Source organism: Lysobacter sp. Soil_N_51, from assembly GCF_057655755.1.
Genome location: NZ_JBDGLR010000009.1, coordinates 78,438 through 97,801, shown reverse-complemented (window position 1 = coordinate 97,801; position 19,364 = coordinate 78,438). Strand labels below are relative to the sequence as shown.

17 protein-coding genes are annotated in these 19,364 nt (G+C 65.0%); 7 read left to right on the top strand and 10 right to left on the bottom strand.

Annotated features, from left to right (window positions below; genetic code table 11):
* Positions 1–3 precede the first annotated feature (3 nt).
* Positions 4–1,398: a DUF58 domain-containing protein gene (locus AC3A4T_RS18120; RefSeq protein ID WP_487676642.1), complete on the top strand. Its 1,395-nt coding sequence runs from the start codon at positions 4–6 to the stop codon at positions 1,396–1,398.
* A 195-nt stretch (positions 1,399–1,593) separates the two neighbouring features.
* Here AC3A4T_RS18120 and AC3A4T_RS18115 read toward each other — a convergent pair whose 3' ends face one another.
* From AC3A4T_RS18115 to aroE, 4 genes are all read right to left on the bottom strand, one after another.
* A complete protein-coding gene (locus tag AC3A4T_RS18115; RefSeq protein WP_487676641.1) occupies positions 1,594–1,857 on the bottom strand; it encodes a YkgJ family cysteine cluster protein in 264 nt (87 codons plus the stop codon).
* Positions 1,854–2,201 carry a DUF952 domain-containing protein gene (locus tag AC3A4T_RS18110; protein WP_487676640.1) on the bottom strand — a complete coding sequence of 116 codons (348 nt, stop codon included), beginning with the start codon at positions 2,199–2,201 and terminating at the stop codon, positions 1,854–1,856. The genes AC3A4T_RS18115 and AC3A4T_RS18110 overlap by 4 nt, the downstream gene beginning before the upstream one ends.
* A gap of 39 nt (positions 2,202–2,240) precedes the next feature.
* Positions 2,241–2,588, bottom strand: a complete 348-nt coding sequence (locus AC3A4T_RS18105) for a hypothetical protein (RefSeq protein WP_487676639.1) — start codon at positions 2,586–2,588, stop codon at positions 2,241–2,243.
* Positions 2,589–2,663: 75 nt separating this feature from the next.
* Positions 2,664–3,533, bottom strand: a complete 870-nt coding sequence (gene aroE, locus AC3A4T_RS18100; RefSeq protein WP_487676638.1) for a shikimate dehydrogenase — start codon at positions 3,531–3,533, stop codon at positions 2,664–2,666.
* A 361-nt stretch (positions 3,534–3,894) separates the two neighbouring features.
* Here aroE and AC3A4T_RS18095 point away from each other — a divergent pair, with 361 nt between their 5' ends.
* From AC3A4T_RS18095 to AC3A4T_RS18085, 3 genes are all read left to right on the top strand, one after another.
* Positions 3,895–4,800 carry a TolB family protein gene (locus tag AC3A4T_RS18095; RefSeq protein WP_487676637.1) on the top strand — a complete coding sequence of 302 codons (906 nt, stop codon included), beginning with the start codon at positions 3,895–3,897 and terminating at the stop codon, positions 4,798–4,800.
* Positions 4,797–5,126: a DUF7684 family protein gene (locus tag AC3A4T_RS18090; protein WP_487676636.1), complete on the top strand. Its 330-nt coding sequence runs from the start codon at positions 4,797–4,799 to the stop codon at positions 5,124–5,126. Before AC3A4T_RS18095 ends, AC3A4T_RS18090 begins: the two co-directional genes overlap by 4 nt.
* Positions 5,127–5,203: 77 nt before the next feature.
* Positions 5,204–5,788: a hypothetical protein gene (locus tag AC3A4T_RS18085; RefSeq protein ID WP_487676635.1), complete on the top strand. Its 585-nt coding sequence runs from the start codon at positions 5,204–5,206 to the stop codon at positions 5,786–5,788.
* 214 nt (positions 5,789–6,002) lie between these two features.
* Here AC3A4T_RS18085 and hemB read toward each other — a convergent pair whose 3' ends face one another.
* From hemB to cysT, 4 genes are all read right to left on the bottom strand, one after another.
* Positions 6,003–6,995 carry a porphobilinogen synthase gene (hemB, locus tag AC3A4T_RS18080; RefSeq protein WP_487676634.1) on the bottom strand — a complete coding sequence of 331 codons (993 nt, stop codon included), beginning with the start codon at positions 6,993–6,995 and terminating at the stop codon, positions 6,003–6,005.
* Positions 6,996–7,238: 243 nt separating this feature from the next.
* Positions 7,239–8,282, bottom strand: coding sequence for a sulfate/molybdate ABC transporter ATP-binding protein (locus AC3A4T_RS18075; RefSeq protein WP_487676633.1), 1,044 nt, complete (start codon positions 8,280–8,282; stop codon positions 7,239–7,241).
* Between the two features lie 90 nt (positions 8,283–8,372).
* The gene (gene cysW, locus AC3A4T_RS18070) at positions 8,373–9,248 is read right to left on the bottom strand and encodes a sulfate ABC transporter permease subunit CysW (RefSeq protein WP_487676632.1); all 876 of its coding nucleotides are present in this window, start codon (positions 9,246–9,248) and stop codon (positions 8,373–8,375) included.
* Positions 9,241–10,107: a sulfate ABC transporter permease subunit CysT gene (gene cysT, locus AC3A4T_RS18065; protein ID WP_487676631.1), complete on the bottom strand. Its 867-nt coding sequence runs from the start codon at positions 10,105–10,107 to the stop codon at positions 9,241–9,243. The genes cysW and cysT overlap by 8 nt, the downstream gene beginning before the upstream one ends.
* Positions 10,108–10,458: 351 nt before the next feature.
* Between cysT and AC3A4T_RS18060 the strand changes: the two genes are divergently transcribed.
* The 3 genes from AC3A4T_RS18060 (at position 10,459) to AC3A4T_RS18050 (ending at position 16,639) form a co-directional block, all read left to right on the top strand.
* Entirely contained in the window at positions 10,459–13,203 is a 2,745-nt protein-coding gene (locus tag AC3A4T_RS18060; protein WP_487676630.1) for an RHS repeat protein, read from the top strand.
* Between the two features lie 105 nt (positions 13,204–13,308).
* Positions 13,309–16,314 (top strand): RHS repeat domain-containing protein, encoded by a 3,006-nt coding sequence (locus tag AC3A4T_RS18055; protein WP_487676629.1) that lies wholly within the window; start codon positions 13,309–13,311, stop codon positions 16,312–16,314.
* The gene (locus AC3A4T_RS18050; protein WP_487676628.1) at positions 16,298–16,639 is read left to right on the top strand and encodes a DUF6678 family protein; all 342 of its coding nucleotides are present in this window, start codon (positions 16,298–16,300) and stop codon (positions 16,637–16,639) included. The genes AC3A4T_RS18055 and AC3A4T_RS18050 overlap by 17 nt, the downstream gene beginning before the upstream one ends.
* A 156-nt stretch (positions 16,640–16,795) precedes the next feature.
* On the opposite strand, the gene AC3A4T_RS18045 is transcribed toward AC3A4T_RS18050, so the two are convergent.
* Positions 16,796–17,800, bottom strand: coding sequence for a sulfate ABC transporter substrate-binding protein (locus AC3A4T_RS18045; RefSeq protein ID WP_487676627.1), 1,005 nt, complete (start codon positions 17,798–17,800; stop codon positions 16,796–16,798).
* A 33-nt stretch (positions 17,801–17,833) separates the two neighbouring features.
* A complete protein-coding gene (locus AC3A4T_RS18040) occupies positions 17,834–19,294 on the bottom strand; it encodes an OprO/OprP family phosphate-selective porin (RefSeq protein ID WP_487676626.1) in 1,461 nt (486 codons plus the stop codon).
* Between the last annotated feature and the right edge of the window lie 70 nt (positions 19,295–19,364).

Sequence of the window (19,364 nt, the reverse complement as noted above, 5' to 3'; positions counted from 1 at the left end):
TTGATGAAAGCAGGCGTGCCGCCGCCGTTGCCCGTCGCCTCGCCGGCCGCCGCGCTGTCGGTGCCGCGCGATCGCGCATTGCCGCGACGCGGCTGGGCGCGGCCGTCGCCGCGCTGGGCGTGGCTGGTGGTGCCGTGGTCGGCGGTCGGCCTAGCCGCGAGCGCGGGCTGGCTGGCGCCGTATGTGTGGCAGTGGCTGACGCTGGCGATCGCGCTGATTCTGCTCGCCGATCTGGCGCGGCTGCTGCGCGCGCCGACCCCGACGGTCGAACGGCGCATGCACGACACCTGGGCGATCGGCGTCGAGCGCCCGGTCACCTTGACGTTCGAGACCTCCTCGCGCCGGCAACGACTGGACGCGTTCGATCTGCATCCCGGCGGCTGGGCGCTGCGCAACCTGCCGCGCCGGCTCGATCTTCGCCGCGGCGAGCGCGCGAGTTTCGACTACGAACTGCGCGCGAATACCCGTGGCGATTTCCAGTTCGACGGCGTGCAGTTGCGCCTGCATTCGCCATGGGGATTGTGGTGGCAATCGCGGGTGTCCGGCGACCTGCAGCGCGTGCGCGTGTTTCCGAACTTCGCGCCGCTGGCCAAGTTCGCGATGTTCAGCGCCGAACAGGCTTCGCGCCTGGTCGGCGCGCACGTCAAGCGCCGTCGCGGCGAAGGCACCGACTTCCATCAGATGCGCGAGTACCGCGTCGGCGACAGCCTGCGCCAGATCGACTGGAAAGCGACCGCGCGTGCGCGCCGTCTGATCTCGCGCGAGTACCAGGACGAACGCAACCAGCAACTGGTGCTGATGCTCGACACCGGCCGCCGCCTGATGGCGCGCGACGGCGAGCATTCGCATTTCGATCATGTGCTCGATGCGGCCTTGGTGGTGGCGTATCTCGCGCTGCGCCAGGGCGACGGCGTGGGCCTGCTCGCCAGCGGCGGCGAAAGCCGCTGGGTGCCGCCGCAACGCGGCGTCGGCGCGATCGACAACCTGCTGCGCGCCAGTTACGCCTTGCAGCCGCAGCCGATCGCGACCGACTTCCTGGCCGCGGCGACCGAACTGTCGCTGCGTCAGCGCCGACGTTCGCTGGTGATGCTGGTGACCAACCTGCGCGACGAGGATATGGACGACTTGCTCGCCGCGGTGCGCATGCTGCGCGGCCGGCATCTGGTGTGCGTGGCGAGTCTGCGCGAAGGCTCATTGGACCAGGCCTTGAGCGAAGACGTCGAAGACCTGTCCGGCGCGATCCGCGCCGGCGCGACCGCGCAGTACCTGGAACTGCGCGTGGCCGCGCACGAAGCGCTGCGCAACCACGGCGTGATGGTGCTGGACGTGAGCTGCGACCAACTGGCCGCGTCGCTGGTGGAGAAGTATCTGGCGGTCAAGCGCGACGGGTTGCTGTAAGGCTTTTGCTGTTCCCCCTTTGCAAAAGCGGGCAGGGGGATTTGCTTTTGCTCCTGGCACCAAGCAACAGCAACAGCAACAGCAAATCCCCCACGTCCGCTTCGCGGCCGTTCGCCCCCTTTGTCAAAGGGGGCAAAAGCACGGGGCCGTTGCGGTCGAGACGCCGATGAAGCCCGGCCGGATCGACCACCCCCCTCAACCTGGCGCCGTCATCCGCTCCAACGCATCCAAGGTCCTCGTCGCTTCGCCGCGATCGCGCCCGCACATCTCGAACGAAGGCTGTAGCGAGCCGCAGAATTTCGGCCGCTCCGGTTTGCCGAACAATCGGCAGCGCAGTTGCTCGTCGAGTTGCACGCAGGCCACGCCCGCTGGTTTGCCGTTCGGCATACCCGGAATCGGCGAAGTGATCGACGGCGCGATGCAGCACGCGCCGCAGCGGTCGCGGCAGATCGCGTTCATGCCGGCGCGAGAAACGGTTCGGCCGAGCGCACCGCCGACAGCGGGATCGCTCCGTAGACGTGCGGGAAATGATCGCCGCTGCGCTCGCTCCAGTCGTAGCGCAGCGCATCGCCCAATGCGGCAGCGTCCAGGCTCAGCAACACCCGAGCGCCGCGGCCGCGTTGATGACGTTCGATCACGCCGGCCAGTTGCGCCCCGGTCGCGCAATGCAGGAACCCTTCGCGATGCAGCGCATCGGGCGCGTAAACGCCTTCCGCCTGCGCGCGCGCCCAGTCGGCCGGATCGGCGTAGTGGTAGACGGTGTCGGGGTGCGTCGCGTCGGCCTGCGTGGTTGGTATCGACATCGGTATCGCCTCAACAGGACATGACGCGCGCGACGGCGCTCATGCCGCCTGCGCCGGCCGCCGCGCAACGATCGCGGCGACCAACAGTCCCATCGCGATGGCATGCATCACCGTGGTGACGACGCCGAATGCGCCGATGCGGATCGCGATCGAGTGCGGGGTGGCTGCCTCGTGCAGTTGGCCCCAGAGAAACCAGGCCTGACCAGTCAGGCCGATCAGCGAGCCGCCGATCAGCAAGGCGAAACCCAGGCTGCCATAGACACCGGCGCTGCCCAATGCGCTTCGCCGCGCCAGGCACAGCACCAGGCCGACCGTGCACACCAGCACGTGCGGCGCCGAGCTCATCAGCGGGCCGAGCATCGCCACGAACAGGTTGTTGGAGTTCATCGCGGTTTCCAAGGACGGCTTGCGGCGCTGACGCGACCGTTCGCCGTCGCCGAACGATGCGAACCTCAGCGAGTATCAGTCGGCGGTGACCAGCGCCAGCGCGCCCTGACGCAACTGCGCATACACCGGATCGGTGTCCGGACGCTTGCGATGCCAGCGTTCGAAACTCTCGGCGGCCTGTTCGACCAGCATGCCCAGGCCGTCGACGCGATCGTGCGCGCCGGCGACCTTGGCCCAGGCCAGGAACGGCACCGCCACTTCGCCGTAGCTCAGATCGACCGCCGCGGTGCGCGGCGTGGCCAGGCTCATCGGCAGGGTCGGCATCGCATCGATGCGCGCGGCCGAGGTCGCGTTGACGATCAGGTCGAAATTGCCGAGCGTGTTGACGTCGGCGAGATAGCGCGGATGCACCCGGCCCGGCAGACCCAGCGCATCGGCCAGCGCATCGGCGCGTTCGGGCGTGCGGTTGACGATATACAGATCGCCGATGCCGGCATCGAGCAGCGCCGGCGCCACCCCGCGCGCGGCGCCGCCGGCACCGATCAGCAGGGTGCGGCGCGAACGCAGGTCCAGGCCATGGCGTTCGGTGAGATCGCGGATCAGGCCGACGCCGTCGGTGTTGTCGCCTTCCCAGCCGGTGGCGCTGCGGATCAAGGTGTTGACCGCGCCGGCGCGCTGGGCGCGTTCGCTCAGCTGCGAACAGATGCTCGCCGCGCGCGTCTTCAGCGGCAGGGTGATGTTGGCGCCCAGCCCGCCTTCGGCGGCGAACTCGGCCAGGGCGACGTCGAAACGTTCCGGCGCCGCATCGATCGCGGTGTACTCCAGCGCGATCCCGAACTGCCGCGCGAACGCGGCATGGATGCGCGGCGACAGCGAGTGCGCGACCGGATGGCCGAACACCGCGTAACGCAGGACCGGGCTGGACGAATTCGAATCGATCGACATGCAGGCGCCTCTCTGGACGGATGACCCTTCCTGGGGGAAGACGCACCGAGCGGCGCGCCAGGGTCCGGTTCCCCCGAAGTCTACTCCTCGCCCGCGGGCTGACCAGCGCGCGGCCGGCGTCGGCGCCCGACTCGGCACGGACCGCAAGGGCCGGGTTTCGACTGCGCACAGTGGGATGTGCGGCGATGGTGAATCACTGATCGCCGCATCGTCCGGGACCCGGTCACCGGGTCGCCCCATGACCAACGCCGTGTGGTCGAGGCCCGGGTCGGGACGCCGACGCGAGAAGCCAGCGCTCGACCACGACAGACGACCGCGCCGCCGGACTAAACTCCCAGCACCCGTCGCGAGCCCCCATCTCATGCGCAACGCCATCTCCCGCCTGAGCCTGATGCTGGGCTGCACCCTCGCCGGCAGCGCCTTCGCCCTGTCGGAATTCGGCATCGAAGGCATGGGCGTGGTCTCGACACCGCACAGCGAAGTGCGCGGCGCGGTTCGTCCCGACGGCCAACGCATCGTCTGGGGCAGCACCGACCGCAAGGGCGGCGCAGGCGGCTGGGACCTGTGGCAGGCGAAGCTGATCGACGGCCGCTGGCAACAGCCCGAGCCGCTGACGATCAACTCGGCGAAGAACGATTTCGATCCCTTGTTCAGCGCCGACGGGCGCTGGCTGTATTTCTTCTCCAACCGGCCCGGCGGCCAAGGCGGCGACGATCTGTATCGCGCGGCGGTGCAGGCCGACGGAAGCTACGGCGCGGCCGAAAACCTCGGCCCCGGCGTCAACAGCCACGGCGACGAATGGGCGCCGACCCCGAGCCGCGACGGCAAGCACCTGCTGTTCGCCAGCAACGGTTTCGGCGGCGCGGGCCGGCACGATCTGTTCGTCGCGAGCTGGAACGGCCGCGCCTTCACCGACCCCACGCCGGTGCCGGGCGTGAACACCGCCGCCGACGAATTCGACGCGGCCTGGCTCGGCGATGGCCGCGCCATCGTGTTCGCGCGTTCCAGCAACGTCGAGAGCGATCCGATCCGGCTGTACCTCGCGCAGTGCGATGGTTCGCGTTATGGCGAGGCGACACCGCTGGCGTTGTCGTTCAACACCGCCGAGGGCAGCACGTTCGGACCGGCGCTCGATTGGAACAAGCCCGGCGAACTGTTGGTCAGCGGTTCGGCCAAGGCGCCGAAGGCCGGCAAGATGGATCTGTACCGGATGAAGGCGCCGGCCGCGACCGGCCAGGACGGTTGCGTGACGAAAGCAGCGCGGTGATTCGCGACCGCGCCTTCGCAAAGAAGGTCGTGGTGCATTCGCGTAGCGGCGACCGCGCGGCGCTTGCGCACTGGGTCGAGCCATGGCTGCGCGATGGCGTGAGTTACGTCGGCGTGGTCGGCGCCGATGCGTCCGCCTTGGAGGACATCATCGATTGGACCTGCATCGAGCTGAGTCTGCGCGACGGCCGCGAGCCCGGCGGCGATGACGGCTACGACATCCTCACCGCCTTCCATCAAGCGGACGAAGGTCCCGACGATGCGATCGAACTGGCGCGTTCGATCGGCGAGCATCCTGAAGCGCCGATCTGCATCGTCGAAATCTGAGGCATCGCGCACAGTTCGTCGAAGCTTGCGAAATATTCGTCATCAGATGTTTCGCGCGCGCAACATCCGCGTCGTGCATGAGCCGCAGCGAAGCATCGTTGTACGCGATGCGAACACACAAACGGACGCGCGCGAACGACGCCGTTGCGCTGGCGTTCGGCCTGCGCCGCATTGCAGCACGAGCGTTTGGCCGTTCGTCGGAGGATTGCGTTTGCGCGTTTCCGCTAGTCGCGGACGGCTCGCCGCTCATCGGCCGTGCGCATGCCGCGACGCTGTCGCGAACCGCGATCGCGATGCGCGCCGCTATCCTTCCCCCGCCACGTTGTGTGGCAATAAAAAGGATCTTTATGAGCAACATGAAACGTAGTTTTGGGGGGCTGCTGTTCTCGATGTTGCTGTTGGCGACGCCGGCCATGGCCGCTCCGGTCGGCGGCCTTCCGGTCACGCCGCAGCCGCCGCAGCCGTTCGGCACCTGGCAAGCCACGGTGCGCTGGGCCGACCCGCATAGCGTGTCCGGTCCGAACGGCACCACGCTGACCTACACGTTCCGTTACGAGCACATCGTCGCCCTCACTCAGAGCGATTGCGACGGCCAGTTGTCCGGCTTTGCTTCGCAATTGAACGTGAGGGTGACGCAACCCTGCACTTTCTACCCGTATTGATGCAGGTTGCCGCGGGGCTGCTTGCAGCCTCGCGGCGATTTGCGGCGCGTGAGATCGCGCAGGGCACCATCGCTCGAATCCGGACGCCGCGTACACCGACGCGGCATCCGATGCGAAGCCAGTATCGGTGCCAGACGACTGAAGCCGAAGAACTCGCGTTGCGTGCGCGCCAGCAACGAATGCACGCGCGTAATCATCGTCGTACCGCGACGGCTCAGATCGCCTCGCGCATCCACCGCGCCGCATCCAGCGCGAAATAGGTCAGCACACCGTCGGCGCCGGCGCGCTTGATCGAGGTCAGCGCTTCCAGCACGCAGCCGCGTTCGTCCAGCCAACCGTTCTGTATGGCCGCGCGCAACATCGCGTACTCGCCGCTGACCTGATAGACGAAGGTCGGCGCGCCGAACTCGTCCTTCGCGCGGCGCACGATGTCGAGGTAAGGCATGCCCGGCTTGACCATGATCATGTCGGCGCCTTCGTCGAGATCGAGCGCGATCTCGCGCATCGCTTCGTCGCTGTTGGCCGGGTCCATCTGATAGGTGTACTTGTTGCCCTTGCCGAGCGCGCCGGCCGAGCCGACCGCATCGCGGAACGGGCCGTAAAAACTCGATGCGTACTTGGCGCTGTAGGCCAGGATGCGGGTGTGGATGTGGCCGTCGCGTTCCAGCGCGTTGCGGATCTGACCGATGCGGCCGTCCATCATGTCGCTGGGCGCGACGACATCGGCGCCGGCGACGGCGTGCGAGAGCGCCTGCTTGACCAGCGCTTCGACGGTTTCGTCGTTCATGACGTAGCCGCTGTCGTCGACCAGCCCGTCCTGACCGTGCGTGGTGTAGGGGTCGAGGGCGACGTCGGTGATCACGCCGAGGTCCGGGAAGCGCTGCTTGAGCGCGCGGATCGCGCGCTGGCACAGCCCGTTGTCGTCCCACGCGGCGGCGGCGTCGAGCGACTTCGCCTCCGGCGCGGTGACCGGGAACAACGCGAGCGCGGGCACCCGCAGCTCGCTGGCGCGTTCGGCCACGCGCAGCAGCTCGTCGATCGACAGGCGTTCGATGCCGGGCATGGAGCCGACCGGCGCGCGGCCGTCGAGTTCGTGGACGAAGACCGGATAGATCAGGTCGTTGGCGGTGAGGACGGTCTCGCGCATCAGGCGGCGAGAGAAGTCGTCGCGGCGCATCCGCCGCGGGCGCGAGTGGGGATAGGTCATGGGGGCTAGTTTACTCCCGCGCCGAGCGGGGGCCTGCGACCATGGGTCGCGGGCGGGCGGCGACGCTGTGTTCTGCCAGATCGGGCAAGCCGCCACTGCGTTCAACACGACCGACCCGCTTGTCTCCCTCTCCCGCTTGCGGGAGAGGGCCGGGGTGAGGGAAGGGGCGCAGAGGTGAATGCCCGGGTCGCGTGCCCTCACCCCAACCCCTCTCCCGCAAGCGGGAGACGGGCTTCATCTGGCTTATTCCGAATACACCCGATACCGCAACGGCCGCACATGCACCGTGCTGCCCGAGGCCGGGGTCACCGCGTCGGGCGTGGCGACAAGGTCCAGCTCCAGCGGCCGGGTCTGGCCGTCGACCACCAGTTCCAGGGTGATCCGCTCGGCCAGCCGATGCGAGGAAATCACCCGCGCCGGCAGACCTTCGCCCTCGCCGACCAGGGCGATGTCGTGCGGGCGCACATACAGGCGCGCGCGGCTGCGGCTGCTGCCGTCCACCGGCAGGCGCAGGGCGTGGCCGTTGACCGACAACTCGCCGCCCTCGGTCTGGCCTTCGATCACATTGGCCCGGCCGATGAAGTCGAACACGTAGGCCGAGGCCGGCGCGCTGTAGATCTCGTCGGGCGTGCCGATCTGTTCGATCCGGCCGTCCTTGAGCACGACCACGCGATCGGCCAGTTCCAGCGCCTCTTCCTGATCGTGAGTGACGAACAAGGTGGTCTGGCCGGTTTGCTCGTGCAGGCGTCGCAACCAGCGCCGCAGCTCCACCCGCACCTTGGCGTCGAGCGCGCCGAACGGTTCGTCGAGCAGCAGCACGGTCGGGTCGATCGCCAGCGCGCGCGCCAGCGCGACGCGTTGCTTCTGCCCGCCGGACAGTTGTTCGGGGTAGCGCGCGCCGAGTTCCGGCAACTGGATCAGGTTCAACAGCTCCTGCACGCGCTTGGCGATCGTCGCCTTGTCCGGCCGCCGCGCGCGGGGTCGGCTGCGCAGGCCGAAGGCGATGTTCTCGGCCACGGTCATGTGCTTGAACAAGGCGTAGTGCTGGAACACGAAACCGACATTGCGTTCGCGCAGACTCAGCCGGGTCGCGTCGTGTTCGCCGAACAACAGCTGGCCCGAGTCGGGTTGCAGCAGACCGGCGATCACGCGCAGCAGCGTGGTCTTGCCCGAGCCCGACGGCCCCAGCAGCGCGACCAGTTCGCCCGAGACGACGTCGAGATCGACCGAGTCGAGCGCGGCGACGTTCGCATAACGCTTGGCGATGGCTTTGAGATGCAGATCCATTCGTGGCGATACCTGGTGAAGCGAGCAGTAGCAGCGGTGGAGAGGAGTGAGTTCAGAGGAGTGAGGAGCGAGTAGCGAGCGCAGCCTGCGTCAGTGCCTTCGGTGCGAGCGCGCTAGCGCGTCGCCGTGCCGCGCTTCCAGCCAGATCTTGACCACCAACGTGACCAGGGCCAGGCCCGCCAGCAACGAGGCCACCGCGAACGCCGCCGCCGCTTCGCCCCCCATCTGTTTGTACAACACCTCGACATGCAGCGAGAGCGTATTGGTCTGGCCCATGACGTTGCCCGACACCACCGTCACCGCGCCGAACTCGCCCATCGCGCGCGCGCTGCACAACAGCACGCCGTACAACAAACCCCACTTGATATTGGGCAGGGTCACGCGGAAGAACATGGTCCAGGCATTGGCGCCGAGCGAACGCGCGGCCAGTTCCTCGTCGCTGCCTTGTTGCTCCATCAATGGGATCAACTCGCGCACCACGAACGGGAAGGTCACGAACATGGTCGCCAGCACGATCCCGGGCGTGGCGAACAAAATCTTGATGTCGTAATGATTGAGCAGGTCGGCGAAATAACCGTGGGTCGGGCTGAACAACAGCACCAGGCACAGGCCCGCGACCACCGGCGACACCGCGAACGGCAGATCGATCAGCGCCATCAAGGTGCGCTTGCCGCGGAATTCGAAACGGGTCACCGCCCACGCGGTGAACACGCCGCAGATCGCATTGACCGGCACCACGATCGCGGCGGTGAGCAAGGTCAGCTTGAGCGCGTGGATCGTGTGCGGCTCGCTGACCGCGGCGAACCAGACCTTGAGCCCGCTGCCGAATGCCGCGCCGAGCAACATCAGCAAGGGCATGACCACGATCAACAGCATGATCGCGGTGGCCAGGCCGATCAGGGTCCAGCGCACCCAGGCCGGTTCCTGCAGCGGATCGCGCGCGGGTGCAGTGCTTGCGTCAGCCATCGCGGCGATTCCCGTGCGCGAACAAGGCCGAGGCGGCGTTGATCGCGACCAGACACGCGAACGACATCAACAGCAACAAGGTCGCCAGCACGATCGCGGCGGTCACGCCGCCGTCCTCTTCCAGGCGGATGGTGATCAGCAGCGGCGCGATCTCGGTCTTCATCGGCAGGTTGCCGGCGATGAAGATGACCGAGCCGAACTCGCCGAGCCCACGCGCGAACGCCAGCGAAAATCCGGTCAGCAGCGCCGGCAGCAGTTCGGGCAGGATCACCCGCCGCAGCGCGGTCAGGCGCGAGGCGCCGAGCGAGATCGCCGCTTCCTCCTGCTCGCGACCGAGGGTTTCCAGCACCGGCTGCACCGTGCGTACCGCGAACGGCAGGCCGATGAAGATCAACGCGATCACGATGCCGGTGACGTTATTGACCAACTGGATGCCGAACGGTTGCAGCCATTGGCCGACCCAGCCGTTCTGGTCGTAGATCGCGGCCAGGGTGATGCCGGCGACCGCGGTCGGCAGCGCGAACGGCAGGTCGACCATCGCGTCCATCAACCGCCGGCCGGGGAAGCGATAGCGCACCAGCACCCAGGCGATCACTGCGCCGAACACCAGCGCCACGACCGCGGCGACGAAGGCGGCGCCGAAACTGACCTTGAGCGAGGCGATCACCCGCGGATCGGAGATCGCGCGCAGCCAGCCGGCGAAGCCGAGCCCGCCCGATCGCAGGATCAGCGCGGCCAACGGCAACAGGACGATCAGGCCGAGCCAGGTCAGCCCGAGGCCCAGCCCGAGCCCGAGACCGGGCAGCGGCCGGCGCCAGCGGGTGGCGGAGGTCGGCAGAGTAAGGACTTGCTCGCTCATGTGGCGTGGGCGGCAACGTGTTGTGGGGACAGAGGGGTTGGACGCTATCGCGTTCCAGGGGGGCTGGGAAATGCGCGTTGGTTGTTTCTAGGTGCGCGATGGAGATATGAGGAGGCGAAGATGGGCGGGGTGGGGGTTTGGATGGGGTGAATGGGCTGGCCGAGCATTAGACCAACGGCTTAGTCGTAGGACCGAAAAGGAACAGGTTCGAAGCACACAAAGTGAGGGCGTTCTGACAAACTGGGGTTGAGTAAAGAACTGGCCGTATGCATTCAGCTGACGTGCTTGTTTTGAACGGCGCGTTGCCGGATGTCCGCTGGCCGTCATGGACAGGGCATCAAGGGGATGGGGATGAGTATTTCGACGGCGCTCAAGCCGAGCGTTGCGTTGCTGCTGTGCGTGTGCGGTCCGGTATGGGCGCAATCCCCGCTGATGCCGCCGGTGGAATACGAGAAGCGTATCCGCGCGACCGAGATGGTCACCGCGCTGAGTTCGGATCTGTTCGGCGACAGCGTCTCGCTCTACAACGGGTCGACCGAATTCGCTGTCACCGATATCGATATCCCCGGCAACTCGGCCCTGCCGGTGCGTTTGATCCGGCGCTTCAAGGTCGAGGCCAAGAAAGAAGTGGTCAACCTGGGTGGGTTTGGCGCCTGGGACATCGACGTGCCCTACGTCTATGGAACCTTCCCGGCAAGCACGCAATGGAATGAAGGCAGCCGACCGGCCGATAACCGGTGCTCGGACAACTGGTTGCCCAAGGTTCCCTTCAATCATCGCCTGCGCGACATCTGGCAAGGCAATTTCGTCCATCTGCCTGGCAGCGGCGATCAGGAAATGCTGGTCCTTGGCACCACCGGCAATGCGGTGCCCAGCGACGGGCAGGCCTACACTCGCTCCACCCGCGACGGCATGCGCTTTCGCTGCGTCGCCAACGGTGTCAACAACTATCCCGGCGAGGCCTTCTTCGGGGTGGACACCAGCGGCACCAAGTACTTCTTCAATACGATGGCCTACCGTGGCGCCGGTGCGATGAAAGGCACCCGGACCCGGCCCGGATTCGGCCGGATGAAGGTCTATCTGATGGCCACGCGGGTCGAGGATCGCTTCGGTAACGGCGTCAACTACAACTATGGCGGTGCGCAGGGCGGGCAATTGCTCAGCATCGTCGCCGACGACGGCCGACGCATCGATCTGGAGTACGACGGCGGCGCCACCATCAAGCGCGCCAGCGCCAACGGCCGGGTGTGGCAATACGGCTACACCGGAGGCGGTGGAGCCCTGGGCATCAACCGGTTTCCCTTGCTTTCCGGCGTGACCCTGCCGGATCAGTCGGCCTGGAGCTACAGCTACAACATGCCGATGCAATACGGCGGATTGAATCCGAACTACATCCCGCTCGATGTCGACGGTGGCTATTGCGCCGAGCCCGAATTCGGTCCGGAGACATTCACGCTGACCGCGACCCATCCTTCTGGCGCGGTCGGAACCTTCGTGCTGCCGTACACGCGACTGCATCGGTTTGGAACCCCAAGCAATGCCTGCGTACCGGCGATCGAGAATACCAACGGCAATCCCGATGGGCCGCACGAGCTTTTGATTTCCGACTACTTCGATGTCTATGCACTGGCCCGCAAGACGGTCACCGGCACCGGCGGCATCGCGCACGAATGGACCTACGACTATGGCGACATGGGCGTAGGTCGCATCGACGGTCCGCTGCAAATCTGTCCGGGCTGCTCGGTCGCCAAAACAGTCACCGTGCGTAATCCCGACGGCAGCCTGACCCTGCACGATTTCGGTTACATCTACGAATACAACGACGGCCAGCCGCTGGGTACACGTACCGTCAGTGCCGACAACAAGGTGCTGCGTGCCGAGTCCAGCGAGTACGTGCAGTACTCGAACGGCACGGCGATGCCGTTTCCATGGTTTTACGGCGAACTCATCGGCGGTGACGATTCGACCTCGTCGATGGTCAGGCCGTTGAAGAAGAAGACCATCGTCCAGGATGGCGCGACGTTCACCTGGCAGGTCGACGGCAGCTGCACCGGCGCGACCGGCCTGTGTTTCGACCAGTTCGCTCGCCCGACCAAGGTCACCAAGTCGAACACGCTCGGCTTCAGCAAGAACGACACTACCGAGTACCGCGATGGCTTGACCCGCTGGGTGTTGGGCCAGGTGCAGCGCTCGACCACCAACGGCATCGAGACCGATCGCACCGAGTTCGACGCGGTCACCGACCTGCCGCTGCGCGGCTACGCCTTCGGCAAGTTGCAGCAGGCGCTGACTTACAACGCCGACGGCACCATCGCGACCGCGGCCGACGGCAATAACAACGTCACCACGTTCTCGAACTGGAAGCGCGGGCTGCCGCAGACAGTTGCCTACGCAGATGGCTTCTCGGCCTCGGCGACCGTGGACGACAACGGCTGGATCCGGTCGACCACCGACGAGAACGGCTACGTAAAGAGCTACGACTACGACGCGGCCGGCCGACTGGCCAAGATCGTCTACCCGACCGGCGACTCGGTCGCCTGGTACGACACGGTACTGCGCTTCGAACCGGTCGCCGCGGCCGAAGTGGGCTTGGCGGCCGGTCATTGGCGCCAGACGGTCACCACCGGCAATCGCAAGAAGACCACGTACTTCGATGCCTTATGGCGTCCTGTCGCCGAGCAGGAAGAGGACACCGCCAGCCCGCAGGCGACCACGCGCTGGAGCGCCAAGCGCTACGACCACGAAGGCCGGGTGGTGTTCGCTTCCTACCCGCGCAATCCATTCGTGGATGGCGTGGCCAACTTCGACTCGACGATGTCAGGCACCGCGACCTCGTACGACGCACTCGGTCGCGCCACCGAAGTCCGCCAGGATTCCGAGCTCGGGGTGCTGCGCACCATCACCGAGTATCTGCCGGGCATGCAGCAGAAGGTGACCAACCCGCGAGGGAAGTCGGTGGTGACCCGCTACCAGGCCTTCGACGCGCCGTCGTACTCGGTGCCGATCGAGCAGAACCTGCCCACCGACGCGGCCACGTACATCCGCCGCGACGTCTTCGGCAAGCCGCTGGAAATCCGGCGCAGCGGTTCGCCCTGAGCGACGCGACTTACGTAGCAACGCATGCAACGGCGCCCGGCGCCATCAAGCGAACCAAGGCAGGACCTTATGTCGTATTCGATAGTCGCCAGGATGCTACTGGCCTTGTTGCTGACCCTGGCGCCCGCGCTGACCGCGCGCGCTGGCGAGGCGCTGATTCTTTTGAGCCCGGATGGCCTGTACTACGCACCGGCCACGATCAACGTCAAGATCCAGTGCGTCAGCGACGACGACCATTTTCCGAAAACCGTCTACCTGTATCTCGACGACGTATTGTTGCGGACCTCCGCCTGCGACGTTCCGGACTACGTGCTGAATCTTCCGCGGGGGCAATACGTCCTGCATACCAACGCCGTGGATGTGCACGGGCACAACCTCAACGAACAGCGGCAATCGTTCAATGTGCTGATCCCAGGCGATTTGCCACCTTCGATTACGCTGAATCCGATTACCGGCGGTCCTTACAGCGCTCCCGCCACCATTCCCCTGTCGGTGACCGCGACCGACAGCGATGGGCAAGTGGTATCGGTGGAGTATTTCGCCAACAACCAATCCATCGCGACGACGACGCAGCCGCCGTTTCAGTTCACCTGGTCCGGTGTCGCGGCGGGCTCGTATTCGCTGACGGCCAAGGCCACCGACAACAACGGCATGGCCCGGGTCTCGCAGCCCCGGACTGTTACCGTTGAGCCGATGAGCGTGCCCGGCCAGATCGACGGCGTTCGCGACAACGGCGCGGGAGGATTCGACGCCTACGGCTGGGCCTGCCTCGCCGGCAGGTCCGCGTCGATCGACGTGCAGTTGTTCGCCCGCGATAGCGCGCCCAATGGTGGGGTACTCATCGGGACGGTTCGCGCCGATCAGGCCAGTGAGCCGGCGATTTCGGCGGCCTGCCGCACCAGTGGCATACCGCATCGTTTCAGTTTTACCTTGACCGAAGCGATCCGTCGCGCCCATCCGAACAAGAAACTGTTCGCTTACGGCGTCGGCGCGGGCGCGAACGTGTTGCTCGGTCAGTCCGGGCAGCATTCGATCCCGGGCTGGCAGTTGCTGTCGCGACGTTTCGTTTACGACCAGTATCAGCAGTTGTGCAAGGCGATCGAGCCCGAGACCGGCGCGACGGTGACCGAGTACGACAATGCCGGCAACGTAAGTTGGTCGGCGGCCGGGCTGGCGCTTGCTGATGTGACGACATGCAATCGGACTGAGGCGCAGGCTTCGGGACGGGTGGTGACGCGCACCTACGACAAGCGCAATCGAGTCAAGAACCTCACGTTCCCTGATGGCGTCGGCAATCAGATCTGGACGTATACGCCGGACGGCTTGCCTAGCTCCATCAGAACGTCCAACGGCACTTCATTTCCGTTGTACAGCGGCTACTCCTACAACAAGCGCCGCTTGACCGAAGGCGAATCCAATTCGGATTTCGTCGCCCTATATGATTCCGCGGACTATCACTACGACTCACATGGAAGTTTGAGCCAGGTACGTTATCCGAGCCTGCTCACGATCGACTATGTTCCCAATGCATTGGGTCAGCCCACGACCGTGAGCGATTCCAATGGCGCTGTTTACGCCTCCGCCATCGGTTACTACCCGAATGGCGCGCTGCGGACATTTGCCTACGGGAACGGCGTCGTCCACACGATGACGCAGAACGCGCGCCAGTTGCCGCTGCGCAGCGTCGACGCCGGTGTGTTGGATCTGCAGACGACCTACGACGGCAACGGCAACGTCGCACAGATCAAGGACCTCGGACGCGGCGATCAGTACACCCGTTCGATGGAATACGACGACCTCGATCGTTTGCAGGCCGCGGGATCGTGTAGCTTCGGCGGCGACTGCTGGCATCGCTTTACCTACGACGCAATCGACAACTTGAAGTCGTGGTCGCTGGGTGGGGTCAAGGATCATCGCTATTACTACGATGCTCGTAACCAACTCACCAATATCCAGAGCGCAGCCGGTGCCACCCTCATTGGCATGAGCTACGACGTGCAGGGCAACCTCACCAACAAGAACGGTCGCCAGTTCCAGTTCGACTACGGCAACCGGCTGCGCCAGGTGGTGGGCCTGCAGTCCTATCGCTACGACGCCCAGGGCCGGCGCGTGATCGCCCAGAGCAATTCGAATGAGGAGCGGACCTTCTACAGCGGTCCGGGCCAGCTGTTGAGCAGACATCAGTCGAATACCAATACCACCAGCGAATATTTCTATCTAGCGGGTAGCGTGATCGCGCAACGCGACGTTACGCCCGGCGTCGGAGAGGCCGGTGACGTCGTGCTGGTGAAGTACCAGCACACCGATGCGCTGGGCAGTCCGGTGGCGGTGAGCAATCAAACCGGCCAAGTCATCGATCGGACTGATTGGGAACCGTTCGGTAGTGCGATCGCCAAGCCTGCGTATGATGGACTTGGTTACACCGGGCATTTAATTGATGGCGTAACCGGGCTTGGTTACATGCAGCAACGCTATTACGATTCGGCTATTGGTAGATTTCTAAGCGTAGATCCAGTAACGGCTGAAAGTTCTGATCTCAGGCATTTCAATCGCTACGCTTATGCGTATAACAGCCCGTATATGTTCACTGACCCAGATGGCAGATCAGGGCAGGCAAGTGGCTTTGGTGATGGCGCTCGAAAGGGCGGTGCGGATGCGGCGGACGATGTGTTCGAAATGCCTGAGGGCAGCGCTTCATATAAAGCGGGCTATCTTTTCGCACACGCGGTGGCAGGGAGTACTGGTGGTGGCAAGCGCTCCGATAAAACCGGCCCGAGTCCGACCACAACTGCACGAAGAGCCCAGGGGGCCCGAGATGTAACCATGAAAACGGAAAGGGCCGCTCGTCGAGAGGCTATGCGACAGCACGGCGCTCAGGTCTCGAAGCCTAATAACTTTAGGCGAGAGGATGTTCATGGGGGTAATCAGAATTTAAAAGGCGATAAGGGGGAGCCGTCTAAGTTGTTGATTACTACTGATGCTCGAACCGGCGAAAAAGTTTCCATCGATCATCACAGCAACGGACATCGGTTCAAAGACGACAATACGCACGAATTGCCCCACTATCACGGCGTCAAAGGAAGTCATATTTCTTATGAAAAGGAAAAATAAATATCTATATAGCTTGATTTCTACCATTCTGAGTGATCTGAATGTGTTGGTTAGGGTGTTGGAGTCTGACGCCGGGGCTGCGTCGGAGTGGAGCCCTTGGCTGATTGAGCCGTCTGAGTCATATGTGGAAGTAAAGGGGCGTGGGCCAATAAAGGTGGACGCCATAGAGTGGTTGGAAATCAATCCGGTCGAGGAGCGCCATATCGGGCGGCTGGTGCCGTTAAAGAAATTTGATCATACCCAAGAAATAATTGTGCGATTGGCGGGCTTCGATATCGCATTTGATCTGGATAGTGACGGATTAATCCGCCTGCGCCCTAGCTAGTCATGAGAGGCGGCGATGAGGCGAGGATATTCCATGGAACTCAAGCGGCGCCTCGTTCGCAACTAAATTTAGTTGCGCTGGGATTGGTCATCAGCATAAGAACAAGGCCCACTTCCGCAGGCCTTGTCGTTGTTGAGATGGTTGTTGGCCATCGCCTCACTTCGGCAAATAAATCTTGTCGAAAAACCCACCATCCGAAAAATGCGCCGCCTGCGCCTTCTTCCAGCCGCCGAACGCGCCGTCGATGGTCACCTGCTTCACGTTCGGGAACTTCGCCAGTTCCGCCGCCGGCACCTTGTCCGGTTCGGCCGGGCGGTAGCCGTGTTTGGCGGCCAGGCGCTGGCCTTCGGGGGTGTAGAGGAAACGCAGGTAGGCTTCGGCCTGTTTGCGGGTGCCGTGTTTGTCGACGTTCTTGTCGACCCAGGCCACCGGCGGTTCGGCCTTGATGCTCAGGCTCGGGATGACGACTTCGAACTGGCCGCGGGTGTTGGATTGCTCCAGGGTCAACAGGGCTTCGTTTTCCCAGGCGATCAGCACGTCGCCGATCTTGCGGTCGACGAAGGTGGTGGTCGAGCCGCGCGCGCCGGTGTCGAGCACGGGGACGTTCTTGAACAAGCGGGTGAGGAAGTCGACGACCTTGTCGCCGTCGCGGAACTTGGTCGAGGCGTAGGCCCACGCGGCCAGATAATTCCAGCGCGCGCCGCCGGAGGTCCTCGGGTTCGGGGTGATCACCGCGACGCCGGGCTTGATCAGGTCGTCCCAATCCTTGACGCCCTTCGGGTTGCCCTTGCGCACCAGGAACACGATGGTCGAAGTGTAGGGCGAGCTTTGGTGCGGCAGCCGCGATTGCCAGTTCGCCGGCAACTGCTTGGCGTTGGCGATGGTGTCGATGTCGCCAGCGAGCGCGAGGGTGACCACGTCGGCTTCGAGTCCGTCGACCACCGCGCGCGCCTGTTTGCCCGAGCCGCCGTGCGAGGCGCGGATGTTGAGGGTTTCGCCGGTCTGCTGTTTCCATTGCGCGGCGAAGGCTTGATTGACCTCGGCGTAGAACTCGCGCGTGGGGTCGTAGGACACGTTGAGCAGGTCGGTGTCCTTGGCCGACACCGTGCCAGCGGCGGCGAGCGCCAGCGCCAGCAGGGTCGATCGGAGTGCGGCTTTCATCGGTAGCTCCTGTGAGGGAAGGGCGAGGTCGAATCAGAATGCGAGTTGGGCGCGGGTGAAGAAGGCTTTTTCGTCTTCTCGATCGGCCCCGGCGGCGGCGCCGCCGTCGAATTGAGTCTGGGTGTAGTTGGCGACGAGCTTGAGGTTGCCGGTCAGATACCAGTTCAAGCCCAGTCCCCACGAACGCGCGGCCGCGGCGACGGCGTTGCGGTCGGCGTAACGCGGGAAGGTGTCGTCGTCGATTTCCAGGCGGCCGTAGCGCGCGACCAGTTCGAACGCGCCCCAGCCTGCCGCACCGAGCGTAAAAGCTTGGTTAGGCCGGGCCACGCCCTTGTAGCCGGCGTCTTCGCCGGTCAGCACGTAGCCGGCGGTGAGCTGCCAGGCGGTGTGTTCGAGTTCGTCGGCGAAGGCGCCGACGCGTACGTCCTGACTGGAGCTGACGTATTCGCCGAGCAGGCTCAGGCCGTTGCGGTAGTAGAACGCCTGCGGCGACCAGCGCGTCTGCGCGCCGTCGGCGAGCACCGCGCTGCGGTAGTTGAAGAATTGGGTCTGGCCCGGGGTGCGGTAGCGCGGCAGGAAGTTATTGCCGTTGCCGCGGCGGTCGCCGCTGCTGGTGGCCAGGCCGAAGCCGAGGCCTGACAATGCGTTGCTCGCGTTCTTCCACGGTTCGACGAATACGCGGCCGGCGAGTTCGAATTCGTTGTCGGGATTGACGGTCGGGCTGTCGCGGCCGTCGACCGCGCCGTTGAACACGCCCAGCGCGTACGACACCGTCGCGCCGGCGAGTTCGCCCTGCAACTGCACGCCCAGGTCGCGATTGGGCGTGAGTTCCGAAGCCAGCCCCAGTTCGATCAGGCCGGTGGATCCGCTGGATTGCAGGCGTTCCAGGCCGACCGGGCTCTTGAACTTGCCGATCCGCACGGTCGCGCGCGGATCGAATTTCAGATCGAAATACGCATCGGCGATGGTCGCGCTGTCGCCAGCGAATTCGGGAGTGAAGCGGAAGCCGATCAGCGGGCCCCAGGTGCCTTCGATGGTCGGCATGATCCGGCGGAACAGGAAGGTGTCGTTCTGCGGCAGTTGTCTGTCGTCGATGAAGAAGCGGCCGTCGGCCTGCACCAGCGCCTTGAACTTGAGTTCGACATCGCCCGGCGGCGGCGATTTCACCGACAGGCCCTTGCTCGCGCTGAGCGACACCACCGGCGTGCTGGCGACGCGCGCGGCGTTTTCCTCGGCCTGCAGTTCGAGTTTGCGTTCGATCACCCGCAGGCGTTGGTCGAGATCGCTGAGGTTGCCGCTGTCGGCCGATGCATTGGCGACCGCGTCGCCGCCGCCGAGGCGTTGCTCGATCGCGCGCAGGCGCTGGGCCAGTTGCTCGACGGTGAGCTCGTTCGACTGCGCATGAGCCGGCAGGGCGAGCGCGCAGGCCAGCGCGCTCCACAACGAGACGGTCGCGGTGCGCGCGTTGAGCGCAGGTCGAGCCCGGGTCTGCATGACGTGCCCCTTCGATCGATGACGGACGTGGATGGGTCCACGCACTGAGTGGAGAAAACAAAAGCCGCGG